The organism is Mesorhizobium sp. M0618, from assembly GCF_040320765.1.
In the GTDB taxonomy this organism is placed as follows: domain Bacteria; phylum Pseudomonadota; class Alphaproteobacteria; order Rhizobiales; family Rhizobiaceae; genus Mesorhizobium.
The window spans coordinates 54,457-71,329 of the sequence record NZ_JAMYQH010000001.1; the positions used below are offsets into that span (position 1 = coordinate 54,457).

General features: G+C 62.9%; 13 protein-coding genes. 12 read left to right on the plus strand and 1 reads right to left on the minus strand.

What is annotated here, in order from left to right:
- Positions 1-25: 25 nt before the first annotated feature.
- The 10 genes from NKJ04_RS00260 (at position 26) to NKJ04_RS00305 (ending at position 12,859) form a co-directional block, all read left to right on the plus strand.
- Positions 26-2,011 carry a CocE/NonD family hydrolase gene (locus NKJ04_RS00260; protein ID WP_352672740.1) on the plus strand — a complete coding sequence of 662 codons (1,986 nt, stop codon included), beginning with the start codon at positions 26-28 and terminating at the stop codon, positions 2,009-2,011.
- Between the two features lie 154 nt (positions 2,012-2,165).
- Positions 2,166-3,752 carry an ABC transporter substrate-binding protein gene (locus NKJ04_RS00265; protein ID WP_023813638.1) on the plus strand — a complete coding sequence of 529 codons (1,587 nt, stop codon included), beginning with the start codon at positions 2,166-2,168 and terminating at the stop codon, positions 3,750-3,752.
- A 16-nt stretch (positions 3,753-3,768) separates the two neighbouring features.
- Complete coding sequence (locus NKJ04_RS00270; protein WP_352672743.1) at positions 3,769-4,728, plus strand: ABC transporter permease; 960 nt, start codon at positions 3,769-3,771, stop codon at positions 4,726-4,728.
- Between the two features lie 9 nt (positions 4,729-4,737).
- A complete protein-coding gene (locus NKJ04_RS00275) occupies positions 4,738-5,562 on the plus strand; it encodes an ABC transporter permease (protein WP_027039888.1) in 825 nt (274 codons plus the stop codon).
- On the plus strand, positions 5,562-7,217 hold the full coding sequence (locus NKJ04_RS00280; protein ID WP_352672745.1) for an ABC transporter ATP-binding protein: 1,656 nt from the start codon (positions 5,562-5,564) through the stop codon (positions 7,215-7,217). Before NKJ04_RS00275 ends, NKJ04_RS00280 begins: the two co-directional genes overlap by 1 nt.
- 183 nt (positions 7,218-7,400) lie before the next feature.
- On the plus strand, positions 7,401-8,990 hold the full coding sequence (locus NKJ04_RS00285) for an ABC transporter substrate-binding protein (RefSeq protein WP_352672746.1): 1,590 nt from the start codon (positions 7,401-7,403) through the stop codon (positions 8,988-8,990).
- Positions 8,991-9,088: 98 nt separating this feature from the next.
- Positions 9,089-9,928: an alkaline phosphatase family protein gene (locus NKJ04_RS00290; RefSeq protein WP_023813643.1), complete on the plus strand. Its 840-nt coding sequence runs from the start codon at positions 9,089-9,091 to the stop codon at positions 9,926-9,928.
- A gap of 270 nt (positions 9,929-10,198) precedes the next feature.
- Positions 10,199-10,765 carry a sigma-70 family RNA polymerase sigma factor gene (locus NKJ04_RS00295; RefSeq protein WP_127268161.1) on the plus strand — a complete coding sequence of 189 codons (567 nt, stop codon included), beginning with the start codon at positions 10,199-10,201 and terminating at the stop codon, positions 10,763-10,765.
- Positions 10,762-11,430 carry an anti-sigma factor gene (locus NKJ04_RS00300; protein ID WP_352672747.1) on the plus strand — a complete coding sequence of 223 codons (669 nt, stop codon included), beginning with the start codon at positions 10,762-10,764 and terminating at the stop codon, positions 11,428-11,430. The genes NKJ04_RS00295 and NKJ04_RS00300 overlap by 4 nt, the downstream gene beginning before the upstream one ends.
- Positions 11,420-12,859: a S8 family serine peptidase gene (locus NKJ04_RS00305; protein WP_352672749.1), complete on the plus strand. Its 1,440-nt coding sequence runs from the start codon at positions 11,420-11,422 to the stop codon at positions 12,857-12,859. Before NKJ04_RS00300 ends, NKJ04_RS00305 begins: the two co-directional genes overlap by 11 nt.
- A gap of 32 nt (positions 12,860-12,891) precedes the next feature.
- Here NKJ04_RS00305 and NKJ04_RS00310 read toward each other — a convergent pair whose 3' ends face one another.
- Complete coding sequence (locus tag NKJ04_RS00310; RefSeq protein ID WP_352672751.1) at positions 12,892-13,914, minus strand: LacI family DNA-binding transcriptional regulator; 1,023 nt, start codon at positions 13,912-13,914, stop codon at positions 12,892-12,894.
- Positions 13,915-14,276: 362 nt separating this feature from the next.
- Between NKJ04_RS00310 and NKJ04_RS00315 the strand changes: the two genes are divergently transcribed.
- Positions 14,277-15,632 (plus strand): ABC transporter substrate-binding protein, encoded by a 1,356-nt coding sequence (locus NKJ04_RS00315; RefSeq protein WP_352672753.1) that lies wholly within the window; start codon positions 14,277-14,279, stop codon positions 15,630-15,632.
- A gap of 226 nt (positions 15,633-15,858) precedes the next feature.
- Positions 15,859-16,872, plus strand: coding sequence for a carbohydrate ABC transporter permease (locus tag NKJ04_RS00320; protein ID WP_352672755.1), 1,014 nt, complete (start codon positions 15,859-15,861; stop codon positions 16,870-16,872).
- Position 16,873: the final 1 nt, after the last annotated feature.

Genomic DNA, 16,873 nt, shown 5'->3' on the forward strand with positions numbered 1-16,873 from the left:
CGCGCCGCGGGGCGTTATGCGGGCCATGAAAACAGTCACCGAATTTCCCCGCAAGGTCGTCGAGTTCCCGGATATGGGCATCGTCATGCCGGATGGCTGCCGGCTGTCGGCGCGGGTCTGGATGCCGGAGGATGCCGGCGACGATCCAGTGCCGGCGATCCTGGAGCATCTGCCCTACCGCAAGCGCGACGGCACCATCTTTCGCGATCAGCTGACGCATCCCTATTTCGCCGGCCACGGCTACGCCTCGATCCGGGTCGATATGCGCGGCAATGGCGATTCCGAAGGGCTGATGGACGACGAATATTCCGAGCAGGAATTGCAGGACGCCTGCGACATCATCGCCTGGGCGGCAAGCCAGCCCTGGTGCAACGGCAATGTCGGCATGATGGGCATTTCCTGGGGCGGCTTCAACTGCCTGCAGGTGGCGGCCAAGCAGCCGCCGGCGCTCAAAGCGGTGATCAGCTTGTGCTCGACCGTCGACCGCTACGCCGACGACATTCACTACAAGGGCGGCTGCCTGCTGATCGAGAACTTCGGCTGGGCCTCGACCATGCTGTCCTACTCATCGCGGCCGCCGGACCCGCTGCTGGCCGGCGACAACAGATGGCGCGATCTGTGGCTGACCCGGCTGGAGAACCAATCCTTCCTGGCGCCGCTGTGGCTGAAGCACCAGCACCGCGATGCCTACTGGAAGCGCGGCTCGATCTGTGAGGATTTTTCCGCCGTCAAAGCCGCCGTGCTGTCGATCGGCGGCTGGCATGACGGCTACCGCAACACGGTCTCGCATCTGGCCAGCAACATCGAAGCCCCGGTCAAGGGCATTATCGGGCCATGGATTCACAAATACCCGCATTACGCAGGACCAAAACCCGCCATCGGCTTCCTGCAGGAGGCCTTGCGCTGGTGGGACCGCTGGCTCAAGAGTGTCGAAACCGGTGTCGAGTCCGACCCGGCCTACCGCGCCTATGTCATGGACAGCGTGCGTCCGGCGCGCTGGCACCCCGAGCGTCCCGGCCGCTGGATTGCCGAGCAGCAATGGCCCTCGCCAACCATCAAGACGCAGACGGTCGATCTGATCCCCGCAACGGAAAAACCGGCCATCGTTGCCTCGCCGCAAAGCTGCGGCCTGGCCGGCGGCGAGTATTTTCCCTTCACCTTCGGCCCCGAACTGCCAGGCGATCAGCGCCCCGACGATGCGCTGTCGGTGTGTTTCGACCAGCCGGAACTCAGTCAGGCCATCGACATCGTCGGCGCCCCGGAAGTCGAATTGCGGCTGTCCTCCGACCGTCCGCAGGCCAACATTGCGATCCGACTCTGTGACGTGCATCCCGACGGCGCCTCGGAACTGATTTCCTATGGCGTGCTCAATCTGACGCACCGCAATTCGCACGAATTTCCCGAGGCGCTGGTGCCGAGTGAAACCGTCTCAGTGCGCGTCGTGCTCGATCAATGCGGCTATCGCGTTCCGCCCGGCCACCACCTGCGTGTTGCCGTTTCGAACGCCTATTGGCCTGCCATCTGGCCGTCGCCGGAGCCGGTCCGGCTGACCTTGTCGGCGGCGACGCTCCGCTTGCCGCTGCGGCCGCTGGGGACAGACGACGAAGCGGCGTTCGCCGAGCCGGAAGGTGCCACCTCATGGGCAACGGAGACGATCCGCGCCAGCAATTCCGAGCGCCATATCGATCGTGACGAAAAGACGGGAATCGTGACGCTTTTCATCGTTGATGATTTCGGTGAGGTCCGCGATCTCGATCACGGTCTTGCCAATGGCAGCATTGCCCGCGAGACCTGGACGATCCATCCCGACGATCCGCTGTCGGCCTCAGGGAAGACGCACTGGACGCAGACCCTGTCGCGAAACGGATGGTCGGTACGCACCGAAACGACAGCCGAAATGCGATCGGACGCGCAAAACTTCATCGTCAGCGCCAGAATCGAGGCCTATGAGGACGAAACGCTCGTCTTCGAGCGCAATTTCGAGGAGAAGGTGCCGCGCGCGCTTCTTTGAGCACTGAGCTCATTGGTCCAATTGCGACGTACGATTTACGCCACGGCATGTCGCATTCGGTCTTGCTTACCGCTTTCCCTTGCGGTCATTATTCTCCTCACAAGAAACAAGAAAAACGACCGCAGAGTCGAACCAACAGAGTGAGGAACTCAAAATGTCGAACGAACTGGAATTTCTTAGCCGGCGTGTCGCGTCGGGCAAACTGAGCCGTCGTGATTTTCTCGGCCGGGCGGCGGCGCTCGGTATCTCCGCACCCTTCGCTAATTCGCTGCTTTCAAGCGCTGCACGCGCGGCAGGTCCGGTCAAGGGCGGCACACTGAAGGCCGGACTTGTCGGCGGCGAGTCCACCAACAGCCTTGATCCGGCACTGTTCATGACTCAGGTGCCGTTCGCCTTCGGCAAGATGTGGGGCGAATTGATCGTCGAGCTTTCGCCGGAAGGCAAGCTCGAGAACCGCATCGCCGAGGAGATCGGCTCGTCGGACGACGCCAAGGTATGGACGCTGAAGATCCGCGACGGCGTCGAATTCCACAACGGCAAGACGGTGACCGCCGAGGACGTGGCCGCCACACTTGAGCGCCATTCCGACGAGAAGTCGAAATCCGGCGCGCTCGGCTACATGAAGGGCATCGAGACCATCAAGGCCAGCGGCAAGGAAGTCGTGCTGACCCTGAAGGAAGCCAATGCCGATCTGCCCTATTTGCTCAGCGACTATCACCTGATCGTCCAACCGAATGGCGGCAAGGATAAGGCCGACGCAGGCATCTCGGCCGGTCCTTACAAGGTCACGACCAATGAGCCCGGCGTGCGCCATGGCGGCGAGCGTTTCGCCAATTATTGGCAGGGCGACAAGATGGGCCATGCCGACCAGATCGAGATCATCGTCATCAACGATGCGACGGCGCGCACCGCCGCCCTGCAAGGCGGCCAGGTCAACATGATCAACCGCGTCGAGCCGAAGATCGTCGACCTGATCAAGCGCCTGCCTGGCGTGACCATCCGCAACCATGCGGGTCCTGGCCACTATGTTTTCATCGCGCATTGCAACACCGCCCCCTTCGACAACAACGATCTGCGCATGGCCCTGAAGCTGGCCATCGACCGCGAAGAAATGCTCGACAAGATCCTGCGTGGCTACGGTTCGATCGGCAACGATTTCCCGATCAACGCTTCCTACCCGCTGTTCACTGATATCGAGCAGCGCAAGTACGATCCCGACAAGGCCAAGTTCCACTTCAAGAAGTCGGGCCATGACGGCGCCGTGCTGCTGCGGACTTCGGACGTCGCTTTCCCGGGCGCCGTCGACGCTTCCCAGCTCTTCCAGCAGAGCGCTGCCAAGGCCGGCATCAAGATCGAGCTCAAGCGTGAGCCCGGTGACGGCTATTGGAACGAGGTCTGGAACAAGCAGCCCTTCTGCGCTTCCTACTGGGGTGGCCGCTCGACCCAGGACCAGATGTACTCCACCGCTTATCTGTCGACCGCCGACTGGAACGACACGCGTTTCAAGCGCCCGGACTTCGACAAAATGGTGCTGGCCGCGCGCGCCGAGCTAGACGAGACCAAGCGCAAGCAGATGTACCATGACATGGCTGTCCTGGTCCGCGACGAAGGTGGCCTGATCTTGCCGATGTTCAACCAGTTCATCGACGCTACCGGCGCCAAGGTCGACGGCTGGGTCGACGATCCACATCAGGAGCTGATGAACGGTTACGCGCTGGCGAAGTGCTGGCTCGAAGCCTGAGCTTGGCCTTGCGGATATGTCCTCACCCATCTTGAAACTGGTGGCCCAGCGCGTTGCGCTGGGCATTCTCCTCTTGTTGGCCGTTTCGGTCCTGATCTTCGCCGGCACCCAGATCTTGCCCGGCGACGTCGCGCAAGCCATTCTCGGACAATCGGCGACACCGGAGTCGCTCGCCAATCTGCGCGAGCAACTCGGGCTCAACCAGCCAGCCTATCTCAGGTATTTTCATTGGCTGGGCGGCGTGCTGACCGGCGATCTCGGCACGGCCATGTCGAGCGGGCAGGATATCGCCACGTCGATCAAGGGACGGCTGTGGAACACGCTGTTCCTCGCCTTCTGGGCAGCGATCGTCGCCGTGCCGCTGGCGATCATCCTCGGCCTGATCGCGGTACGCTATCGCAATGCCTGGGTCGACAAGCTGATCTCCGGGCTGGCGCTGGCCTCGACCTCCTTTCCCGAGTTCTTCATCGGCTACGTGCTGGTCTATTTCTTCGCCGTGAAATGGCAAATCTTCCCCGGCATCTCGACCGTCTATGACCGCATGCCTTTTGGCGAGCGCATGCAGGCGATCGCCCTGCCGGCGGCAGCGCTGACGCTGGTCGTGCTCGCCCACATGATGCGCATGACACGCGCGGCGATCCTCAATGTCATGCAGTCGGCCTATGTCGAGACGGCGGAACTGAAAGGCCTGTCGGCCTTCAACGTCATCCGCAAGCACGCCTTCCCCAATGCCATCGCGCCGATCATCAACGTCGTCATGCTCAACCTCGCCTATCTGATCGTCGGCGTCGTCGTGGTCGAGGTGATCTTCGTCTATCCGGGCATGGGGCAGTATCTCGTCGACCACGTCACCAAACGCGACGTGCCGGTGGTGCAGGCGGTCGGCCTGATCTTCGCCGCCGTCTACATCAGCCTGAACATCATTGCGGACATCGGGGCTATCGTCGCCAATCCGCGTCTCAGACACCCGAAATAGGGGGCGGATATGCTCGATATCAAACGCATCCCCATCCCCGCGCTGATCGGCATTATCCTGACGACGCTGTTCGTGCTGGCGGCGGTCTTCGCACCGTGGATCGCACCGCACGGCAATGGCGAAATCGTCGGCGATGTCTGGGAACCGATGTCGGCTGCCCATTTGCTGGGCACCGACAATCTCGGCCGCGACCTGCTTTCGCGCATGATCTACGGTGCCCGCATCACTTTGTTCATCGCGGTGCTGGCCACCGCGCTGTCATTCTCGCTCGGCGCCATCCTCGGCTTCTCGGCGGCGGTGTTCGGCGGCTGGTTCGATACGCTGCTGTCGCGCCTCGTCGATCTCTTGATGTCTATCCCGACGCTGATCATGGGTCTCGTCGTGCTGTCCGTGCTGCCTACCAATCTGGTGACGCTGATCCTGGTGATGGGCATTCTGGACTCGACCCGCGTCTATCGCCTGTCGCGCGCGGTCGCCGTCGACATCAACGTCATGGACTATGTCGAGGCGGCGAAACTGCGTGGTGAGGGCAGCGGCTGGATCATCTTCCGCGAGATCCTGCCCAACGCATTGTCGCCGCTGGTTTCCGAACTCGGTCTGCGCTTCATCTACGCGGTGCTGTTCCTGTCGACGCTGTCGTTCCTCGGCCTTGGCGTGCAGCCACCGGACGCCGACTGGGGCGGCATGGTCAAGGAAAACAAGGACGGCATCGTCTTCGGCATCGCGGCCGCACTCATCCCGGCGGCGGCGATCGCCTTGCTGGCGATTTCCGTCAACCTGGTTGCCGACTGGGTGCTCAACCGGACGACAAGCCTCAAGGGAGGACGCGGGTGATGGCCGACACCAAAGCGAAACCTGGCTTGTTGCTCGACATCCGCAATCTGCGCATCGAGGCCACCGTCTTCCCGCCCGGAGAGCCGCCGAAGAACATCGTGCTGGTGCACGATGTCTCGCTGACGCTCGAGAAGGGCAAGGTGCTCGGCCTGATCGGCGAATCCGGGGCCGGCAAGTCGACCATCGGTCTGTCGTCGATGGGCTATGGCCGCGGCGGCGTACGCATCACCGGCGGCGAGGTCATCCTGAACGGCCGCGACATCCTCAAGGGCGGCAAGGATGGCTTCCGCAAATTACGCGGCCGCGAAGTCTGCTATGTCGCGCAGTCGGCGGCAGCGGCCTTCAATCCGGCGCACAGACTGATGGACCAGGTGGTGGAAGCCACGCTGCTGCACGGCACCGCGACACGAGCCGAGGCCGAGAAGCGCGCGGTTGCGCTGTTCAAGAAGCTCAGCCTGCCCAACCCCGAAACCATCGGCGAGCGTTTTCCGCACCAGGTTTCGGGCGGCCAGTTGCAGCGTGTGATGACGGCGATGGCGCTCTGCTCCGAGCCGGACCTGATCGTCTTCGACGAGCCCACAACGGCGCTCGATGTGACGACGCAGATCGACGTGCTGGCGGCGATAAAGGACGCCATCCGCGACACCCATGTCGCTGCGCTCTACATCACGCACGACCTTGCCGTCGTCGCCCAGGTCTCCGACGAGATCATGGTGCTGCGCCATGGAAGGCTGGTCGAATGGGGCGGCACGCGGCAGATCATCAAGGAGCCGCGTCAGGAATACACCAACGCGCTTGTCTCGGTGCATGAGATCGAACACCAGGAGCAGAAGCCCGGCACGGCACCGTTCCTGTCGGTGAAGAACATCACCGCCGCCTATGGCGGCAGCCATATCAAGGTGCTGAAAAACGTCTCCGTCGACATCTATCCGGGACAGACGCTTGCCGTGGTCGGCGAGTCCGGCTCTGGCAAGTCGACGCTGGCGCGCGCCATCACCGGTCTGCTGCCGCCCGAACAGGGCACCGTCACCTTCGACGGGCGCCCGCTGGCGAACCGGCTGGCCGACCGGCCGAAGGAGGATTTGCGCCAGCTGCAGATGATCTATCAGATGGCCGACGTGGCGATGAATCCCCGCCAGACCGTCGCCACCATCATCGGCCGGCCGCTGGAGTTCTATTTCGGCATGCGCGGCCGCGAGCGTGACAGGCGCGTTACCGAACTGCTCGACAAGATCGAGATGGGCAAGGGCTTTTCCGACCGCTACCCGGCCGAGCTTTCCGGCGGCCAGAAGCAGCGCGTCTGCATTGCCCGGTCGCTTGCCGCCAAGCCCAAGTTGATTATCTGCGACGAGGTCACCTCGGCACTCGATCCGCTGGTGGCACACGGCATTCTCGAGCTGCTGCTCGAGCTGCAGAAGGAAGAGAACGTCGCCTATCTGTTCATCACGCATGACCTCGCCACTGTGAAGTCGATCGCCGATTCGATCGCGGTGATGTATCGCGGCGAGGTGGTGCGCTACGGCCCCAAGAGCAAGGTGCTGAGCCCGCCCTTCGACGCCTACACCGACCTGCTGCTCTCCTCGGTTCCAGAGATGGAAATCGGCTGGCTGGAAAAGGCAATCAAGGGACGGCGCATGGCCAGCGCGGGGAACTAAAGCAATTCCGGGAAAACTGGAGACCAGTACTCCCGGAAGAAATGCAGGGCGCTTCCCTGGAAATCGCGTCAGATCAAGCCGCCACATCGGGGCGCCGGCGACCGTCATCCGGATGCAACACTAGAACGCCACACGTCCTTCGGGACAAGCGCCGCTCGCACGACTTTTAAACAGGGGTAGGACATGAAGACTGAATTCGATTATCTCGCTGAACTCGCCGGTCAAGGCCGGATATCGCGTCGCGCCTTTCTCGGGCGCGCCGCCGCGCTCGGCGTATCGGCGGCCCTGATGCCGGCGCTGGCCGGCAAGGCATTTGCCCAGACGGCGGTGAAGGGCGGTATCATCAAGGCCGGCCTGCAGGGCGGTGAATCCACCAACAGTCTCGATCCGGCGTTGAACCTCAGCCAGGTTACCTTCAGCTTCGGCAAGCTTTGGGGCGAGTATCTCGTGCGCCTCACACCGGACAACAAGCTGGTCAACCTGATTGCCGAGGAGATTGGCGCCTCGGCCGACGCCAAGACATGGACAATCAAGATCCGCGACGGCATCGAGTTCCACAATGGCAAGACGGTCGGCGCGGAGGATGTTGCCGCCACCATCGAGCGACATGCGGATGAGAAGTCCAAGTCCGGAGCACTCGGCATCCTCAAGAACATCAAGGGGATCAAGGCGAGCGGCAAGGAGGTCATCGTCACGCTCGGCGACGCCGATGCCGACTTCCCCTATCTGATGGCCGACTATCATCTCACCATCCAGCCGAATGGCGGCAAGGACGATCCGAACGCCGGCATCAGCGCCGGTCCCTATAAAGTTAGCGTCAACCAGCCCGGCGTGCGCCATGGCGGCGAGCGTTTCGCCAATTACTGGCTGCGCGACAAGGCCGGCCATGCCGACCAGGTCGAGATCATCGTCATCAATGATGCGACCGCACGGCTTGCAGCCTTGCAGGGCGGCCAGGTGCACATGATCAACCGCGTCGAACCCAAGGTCGTCGATCTGGTCAAGCGCATCGCCGGCGTTTCCATCGAGAACGTCTCGGGCAAAGGCTACTATCCGTTCAACATGTTCTGCGACACCGCACCTTTCGACAGCAACGACCTGCGCATGGCGCTGAAGCTAGCCATGGACCGCGACGAGATGCTGGAAAAGATCCTGCGCGGCTATGGCTCGGTGGGTAACGACTTCCCGATCAACGAGGCCTATCCGCTGTTTTCCGCCGACATCGAACAGCGCAAGTTCGACCCGGAAAAGGCAGCGGCAGCCTACAAGAAATCCGGCCACAGCGGCTCGATCGTGCTGCGCACCTCGGACGTCGCTTTTCCGGGCGCCGTCGATGCCGCACAGCTCTATCAGCAGTCCTGCGCCAAAGCCGGCATCAAGATCGAGATCAAGCGCGAACCCGGCGACGGCTACTGGTCTGAGGTCTGGAACAAGCAGCCTTTCTCGCTCTCCTACTGGGGCGGACGCGCCACGCAGGACCAGATGTATTCCACCGGCTATGTCTCGACCGCCGACTGGAACGACACGCGCTTCAAGCGGCCGGAATTCGACAAGATGCTGTTTACCGCGCGCGGCGAGCTCGACCAGGCCAAGCGCCAGGCGATCTACCACGATATGGCAGTGATGATGCGTGACGAAGGCGGGCTGATCGTGCCCTTCTTCAACCAGTTCATCGACGCGGCCGCCATCAACAAGATCGGCGGCTATGCCAAGAGCCCTATCGGCGAAATGATGGACGGCTACGCGCTTGCCGAGTGCTGGCTCAACGCTTGAGCGGACTCTGATCGTCCGATTTCATCTATCAAGAACGCCGTGTGCCCGGGACGGCACACGGCGTTCCCGTTCCAACCGCCAACCGCATGGAGCAGCCCATGGCGCTCAAATCCAAGCTTCTGCTGATCATCCTCGATGGCGTGCCTTACCGGAACTGGCGCCGGCTGATGGGCAATCTCGAAGGTTGGGTGCAATCGGGGGAGGCGCGCGTCTGGAAGATGCGCTCGGTGCTGCCGTCGACCTCGGCCTGCTGCTATGCGTCGATCCACACCGGGGTTTCACCGCAGGTGCACGGGATTCTCTCCAACGAGAACCGGTTCCGCGTCGAGCAGCCCGATATCTTCTCCGAGGTCAGCAAGGCGGGCGGCAAGACGGGGGCGGTGACCCACTCCTACTGGTCGGAATTCTTCCGCGCCTATCCGTTCGACCTGGTCGAGGACATGGAATTCGACGAGCCAAGCGGGCCGATCACGCATGGCCGCTTCCACACCATGACCGGTTACAATCTTCGCAACCAGATGACGCCGAGCGATGTCGACCTGTTCGCCACGCTGACGATGCTGACGAAACGCCATGGCATCGACTATGGCATCCTGCACACCTGCACGCTGGACTCGATGGGACACCGCTTCGGCCACGACTGCCACGAGATGGACCATGCCGTCTATGCGATGGACGGCATGCTGGCGGCCTTCCTGCCGCGCTGGATCGAAGCCGGCTATGAGGTGATCGTCACCGCCGATCACGGCCAGACCGATCGTGGCCATCATGGCGGCCATGACGACGAGATGCAGGATTTCGCGCTGTACTATTTTGGACAAGATAAGGGTCCGCAGGCCGACACGCTGCTCGACCAGCTGCAGCTGGCGCCGACAGTGCTGAGCCGGCTGGGTGTGGCAATACCGGAGACGATGAAGGCGAAGCCGTTTTTGGGGTGACAAGCGCTCCGTTGGCGTCCCCCTCTCCCCGTCCTTTACGGGAAGAGGGTAAGGATGAGGGCAGCGCCAACATCGCATATCAACAGCGAACGCCGGCGCCGCCCCTCATCCGCCTGCCGGCACCTTCTCCCCGTATAGTGACGGGGAGAAGGGATGCTCTGGCAACCGCCCCGCTCTTCGGTTAGCCTCCTAAAAATTCCTTGGCGGAGGATGAACCTTTTTGGACCGATCAGCGACAGAGCAGACAGGAGCCAGGCGGCTCGACCGGCCATGACGGCAGCGACGGAGACCGATCGCGCTCTCGTCGACCGGGTCGCGAAGGGCGACCGTGCCGCCGTGCGGCTCCTGTTCATGCGTCACCACGCGCGGGTCTACCGCTTCGTGGCGCGCCAGACGGGATCGGAAATGATGGCCGACGATATCGCCAACGAAGTCTTCCTCGAGCTGTGGCGCCAGGCGCCCGGCTTCGAAGGGCGTTCCGAAGTCTCGACATGGCTGCTCGGCATCGCCCGTTTCAAGGCACTGTCCTTTCTGCGCAAGAAGAAGGAAGACTGGATCGACGACGAGGCCGCCGCCGCGGTGCCCGACGGCGCCGACACGCCGGAAGTCGTCACCATGAAGGAAGACAAGGCCGCCGCCCTGCGGCGCTTCGTCGACACCTTGCCCGAAGAGCATCGCGTCGTCATCGATCTTGCCTATTATCACGGACAATCGGTGAGCGAGATCGGCGAGGTGCTCGACATTCCGGTCGCCACCGTCAAGACCCGGATGTTCTACGCCCGCAAGAAACTCGGAGAGGCCCTCAAGGCCGCCGGTTACGACAGGGGGTGGCCATGAGTGCCGCTGAAAAAATGTCGCGCCGCGACGAAATGGAAACGCTTCTGCCGTTCTACCTGAACGGCTCGCTGGAAGGTTCCGACCTGGAAGCGGTCGAGGAATGGCTGGCCAGCGACCCGGCCGCACTTGCCGCCCTTGGTGAGGCTGAAGCCGAATTCTCCGGCGCCACGGCCGCCAGCGAAGCAATCCGGCCGCCGGCCGATGCGCTCAGCCGCTTTGCAAAGGCACTCGACGCCGAGGCCGGGCCGGCGCGCAAGCCGGCAGGATCGTCCTGGCTGGCGCAGGCCTGGGGCCGCTTCATGGCGGTGCCGGTCGGTGTCGCCTGGGCGGCAGCCGCGGTTCTGCTAGCCCTGGTCATGGTGCAGTCGTTTGTCGAACCCGGCGGCAAAGGCAATGATTTCGAGATTGCCGGCGCGGAAAACGATCCGGCGAAAATGCCGTTCGCCCTGGTCAAGTTCAAGCCGGATGCCAACATGTCGGACATATCCGCCTTCCTCGGCAGCAACGGGCTGAAGATCGTAGGCGGACCGACCGCCGACGGCGTGTTCCGGCTTGGCATCCCGGCTGCCAACGCAGCCGACTACACCAGGCAAATCGGCCTTATTGCCGCCCAGCCCTTCGCGGAAACTGTGATCGAGGGAAGGAAACCGGTTGATGGCGGCTGAGGCAGTCATTCGATTTGCGGCAATCCTTGCGGCGGCGATGACAATCGTCGCCGTGCCCGCGTCGGCGCAGACCAACGACCCCAATCCAGACCAGACCAAAATCGACTGCCGCGACGGGACCAATGCGGCGGGAGCCGACTGCGCCAAGAACGGCAATGACACAAAGGGCGGATCGGACGCAGGCCAATCCGGCGCCGTCTTCCTGCCGGCGCTGATCGTCGACCTGTTTCCCAACCCGGTGGCGCCTCCGACCCCTGTGCCGACGCCACGGCCGGCACCCGCGACGCTGCCTGCCGATACTCAAGCCGGCCCCCCGCATGGCGGCCCGATCGTCTCGCCGACCGATCTCATCGCCGTTCAGCCGCGGCGCGCCGTGGTCGGCGATTTCGTGCCCGACGAGGTGCTGGTGACCGTCGACGGCGATGCCGGTGCCGTGCAGCAGATCGCCGCCTCCTTCGGCCTGCAGGTGCGCTCGCAGCGCCAGTCGCGGCTGCTTGGCACCACGCTGGTGCGCTTCGGCATTCCCGACGGCCGGCCCGTCGGCGTCGTGCTGGCGCAACTGGCCGCCGACGGCCGCACACAGCGGCGCGAGCCCAATCATGTGTATTCGCTGCAGCAGGCCGCCGGCATCGTCAACTATGCGTTCGATCATATCGCGCTCGATTCCAAACAGGCCAGCGGCGAAAACGTTCGCATCGCGGTGATCGACACCGGCATCGACGACACCAACCCGGCGCTGTCGGGCGTCATTGCCGGGCAGTTCGACGCCATGCCCGACGTGCCGATCGAAAAGCGCGATCACGGCACGTCGATCGACGGGCTGATCGCCGGCGTCGGCGTGCTGGAAGGCATGGCACCGGGCGCAAAAATCTATCACGCCCGCGCCTTCGAGGGCGGCAAGTCGACCATGGACGTCATCCTGTCGGCGCTCGACTGGGCGGCGGAACAGGACGTGCGCATCATCAATATGAGCTTCGTCGGGCCGAAGAACGATTTGCTCGGCGTCGCCTGCCGCAATGCCCGCGCACTCGGCATGGTGCTGGTCGCCGCAGCCGGCAACAACGGGCCGAAGGCGCCCTATGGCTATCCGGCGGCCTTCGATGGTGTCATCGCAGTCACCGCCACCGACGCCAAGGATGGGCTGATGCCGCAGGCCAATCGCGGCGCCTATGTCTTCATCTCGGCGCCCGGCGTCGAGATGGTGGCGCCGAGCGGCGGCGGTTCGGACGTGGTCACAGGCACCTCATTCGCGGCGGCGATCGTGAGCGGCGCCATCGCCAATCTCATCCATGCCGCGCCCGATCGTTCGGCCGACGACATCGAGAAAGCGCTCGCGGCGACGGCCAGGGATCTCGGCCCAAAGGGACGCGACAATGATTTCGGCTACGGGCTGCTGGACATCAAGGCGGCAGGGGCTGCGAAGGAGTAAGGTCGGCGCTTGCAGCGCTTCGGGAGACAGTTCTAAACAGGCGCCCCCGCCACCGATCCCCTAACCACCAGGTCGACCGGCCAGACCTCGCCGCGAGCGCCCTCCTCCAGGCCGGAAATCCGTGCCGCCAGCCGCTCGGCGACACGGGCGCCGGCCAGACGGATCGATGAACGCGTCGTTGACAGCGGCACCGAAAAATTCTCCGGCCTCAGCCAGGGGAAGACATCGTCATGGGCGATCAGCGACACGTCGCCCGGAATGCTCAGGCCGAGGTCGCGCACGGCGCGCACGACGCCGAGCGCCATGATCAGGCTGGAGCAGGCGATTGCCGTCGGCGCGTCGCCTTCTTCCAGCAAGCGCCTGGTGGCGCGATAGCCGTTCTCCTCGGTCATTTCGACCGAGCAGACATGGCGTTCGCTCAATGACAGTCCGCTCGCGGCGAGCGCCCGGCGCACGCCGCGTTCTCGATGGATAGCGAAGGTCTCGCGGTCGTCACCGTTGATCAGGGCCAGCCGCCGATGACCGAGCTGGATCAGCAGCCTGGCTGCTTCGTGGAAGGCGCCCTCATTGTCGATGTCGGTAAAAGCATACTCGAAGTCGAAGCCCTCACTGCGGCCATGGACGATGAAGGGAATGCCGAGCGTGTTGACCAGCGCCACGCGCCGGTCAGCGGGCCTTGGAGAGGAGATATAAACAGCGTCGACCTGCCGGTTGGCGACGATGCGCCGGTAGGTCGTCTCCTGGTCGTCGGCGTCGGCCGGCGACAGCACAAGGTCAAGCTCGTGCGAGCGGGCATAGTCGCCAAGACCGGACAGGAACTCGACGAAATGCGGATCGATGTCGACGGACGCACCGGTCGGCAGGACATAGCCGATCATGCCCGTCTTGCCGGTCGCCAGCCGGCGCGCGCTCGGATTGGGACGATAGCCATGGCGCTTGGCGGCATCCATGACACGCCTGCGCGTCTCCTCGTTGACCTCGGGATAGCCGTTCAGCGCACGGCTTACCGTGGTTTGCGAAAGTGCCAGCATATGGGCGAGCTGCTTGAGGTTCACGAAAGGTCTCCATTCCCTCAAAGCGCTTTTAAATTGAATCGACCCAAGTCCCAGCGGGGCCGAGCCATACCAAGCCGAACCATAGACGCGGTTCGGGCGTGTTTGAAACAAAAACTGCTGCTGCATCGCCATAATAGTATATTGCAGCGCACTTCTAGGGGTGCAAATGCGCGAACCTAATCGATTAATCCGCCGGCCTCTTGACTTCCTAGCAATTCAATGGCGTGATCGAAAAAGCCAAAGCGCTTTGGAAGACTCTTCGAAAGGTTGCGGTTCCTTTCCGACTGAGTCACAGTCCTGCGGCGTCGGCGGGCGGAATGGAGGTTCCGTCCGGTGTGTGAGACCCACTGGGAGGAATACCGATGAAGAAAATGCTTTTGCTGGGTGCTGCCTTTGCCACGTTCGCCCTGAACGCGCCCGCGCAGGCCGAACTGAAGTTCAAGCCCGGCGAAGACAAGCGCTTCAACTGGGCGAACTACGAAGAGCTCAAGAAAGTCGACCTCAAGGGTGAGACGCTGTCGATCTTCGGACCGTGGCGCGGCGAGGACGAAGGCCTGGTGCGTGGCGTTCTCGACTATTTCTCGGAAGCCACCGGCGTCGAGATCAAATACTCCTCCTCGGAGAATTACGAGCAGCAGATTGTCATCGACACACAGGCCGGCAGCCCGCCGAACATCGCCGTGCTGCCGCAGCCGGGCCTCATCCAGGACTTGGCGTCGAAGGGCCTTTTGACGCCGCTCGGTGACGACACCGCCAAATGGGTCAAGGACAATTACGGTGCCGGCCAGTCATGGGTCGATCTCGGCACCTTCAAGGACAAGGACGGCAAGCCGGGCTTCTTCGCCTTCCCTTACAAGGCCGATGTGAAGTCGCTGGTCTGGTATTCGCCGGATAATTTCGAGGAAGCCGGCTACAAGGTGCCGAAGACGCAGGAAGAACTCGCCGATCTCGAAAAGAAGATCATCGCCGATGGCAGCAAGCCGTGGTGCATCGGCCTCGGCTCCGGCGGCGCCACCGGCTGGCCGGCGACCGACTGGGTCGAAGACCTGATGCTGCGCACCCAGCCTCCGGAGGTCTACGACAAATGGGTGAAGAACGAGATCCCGTTCAACGACCCCGCAGTGGTCAACGCCATCGACATTTTCGGCAAGATCGCCACCGACGACAAGATGGTCGACGGCGGCGCCAAGGCGGTTGCGGCGACCGATTTCCGCGACAGTCCGAAGGGTCTCTTTTCGGTGCCGCCGAAATGCTACCTGCACCACCAGGCATCGTTCATCCCGACCTTCTTCCCGGAAGGCACCAAGGTCGGCCAGGACGCGGACTTCTTCTACTTCCCGCCCTATGCCTCCAAGCCTGAACTGGGCACGCCGGTGCTCGGCGCCGGTACGCTGGCGATGATCACCAAGGACAGCAAGAGTGCGCGCGCGTTCATCGAATTCCTGAAGATGCCGCTCGCCCACGAGATCTGGATGGCCGAAGGCGGCTTCGTGACGCCGCTCAAGTCGGTCAACAAGGATGCCTATGCCAGCGACGCGCTGAAGAAGCAGGGCGAAATCCTCGCCAATGCCTCGACTTTCCGCTTCGACGGTTCCGACCTGATGCCGGGCAAGATCGGCGCCGGCGCCTTCTGGACCGGCATGATCGACCTGGTCGGCGGCAAGTCGGCGCAGGACGTCGCCACCGACATCCAGAAGAGCTGGGACGCGATCAAGTAGCGGCCGGCACGTAAGCGACCAACCATTCTCGCACTGGGTCCGGGCCGTACTGGCCCGGATCCGACGGCGGCCGTGCCGCAGCCTTTCGTCATGAGCGCATTGACATGAAGCGCGATCGGCAATGTGCGCAAACCGCCGATGACGTGCTCCAAACAACTGAATCGGCGCCTGGTCCCCGTCACCAAGGTCATTCCTTGTCGGGTCATGCGCAGGGGGAGAGGGACCCATGGCGGCTCAGATTTTCTCGGCCATAACTGTCATCATCATCGGGGTCGGCGGTTGCGTCGCCTATTTCTGGGGCGCCAACAGGCTGGTCGACCTGATATTCCCATCACGCGGCGTCGCCGGTGCCGCGGCCATCGACAATCTGCGCCGGCAAGGGCTGGTCCGGCCATGGCTGTTCGTCGGTCCGGCGATGATCATCCTCACCATTTACCTGATCTATCCGGTGGTCGAGACGCTGCGGCTGTCGTTCCTCGATCGCAGCGGCATAAATTTCGTCGGCCTGGCGAACTATGAATGGGCGTTCGGCGATCGCGAGTTCCGCAACTCGATCCTCAACAACATCGTCTGGCTGGCGGTGGTGCCGGCCGCCTGCACCTTCCTTGGGCTGATCATCGCCGTGCTTACGGACAAGATCTGGTGGGGCACGATCGCCAAGAGCCTGATCTTCCTGCCGCTGGCGATCTCCTTCGTCGGCGCCAGCGTGATCTGGAAATTCATCTACGAATATCGCGGCGAAGGCCAGACGCAGATCGGCATCCTCAACGCCATCATTCAGCATTTCGGCGGCCAGCCGCAGGTCTGGATATCGCTGCCGTTCTGGAACAATTTCTTCCTGATGATCATCCTGATCTGGATCCAGACCGGCTTTGCCATGGTCATCCTGTCTTCCGCCCTGCGCGGCATCCCCGAGGAAACGCTGGAAGCCGCCGTCATCGACGGCGCCAATCCGTTCCAGATCTTCTGGAAGATCATGGTGCCGCAGATCTGGGGTACCATCGCCGTGGTCTGGACCACGATCACCATTCTGGTGCTCAAAGTGTTCGACATCGTGCTGACCATGACCAACGGCCAGTGGAACAGCCAGGTGCTGGCCAATCTGATGTTCGACTGGATGTTCCGCGGCGGCGGCGATTTCGGCCGCGGCGCCACCATTGCCATCATCATCATGATCGCGGTCATTCCGATCATGGTCTGGAACATCCGCCAGGCGAACAAAGAGACGGGAGGACATTGAG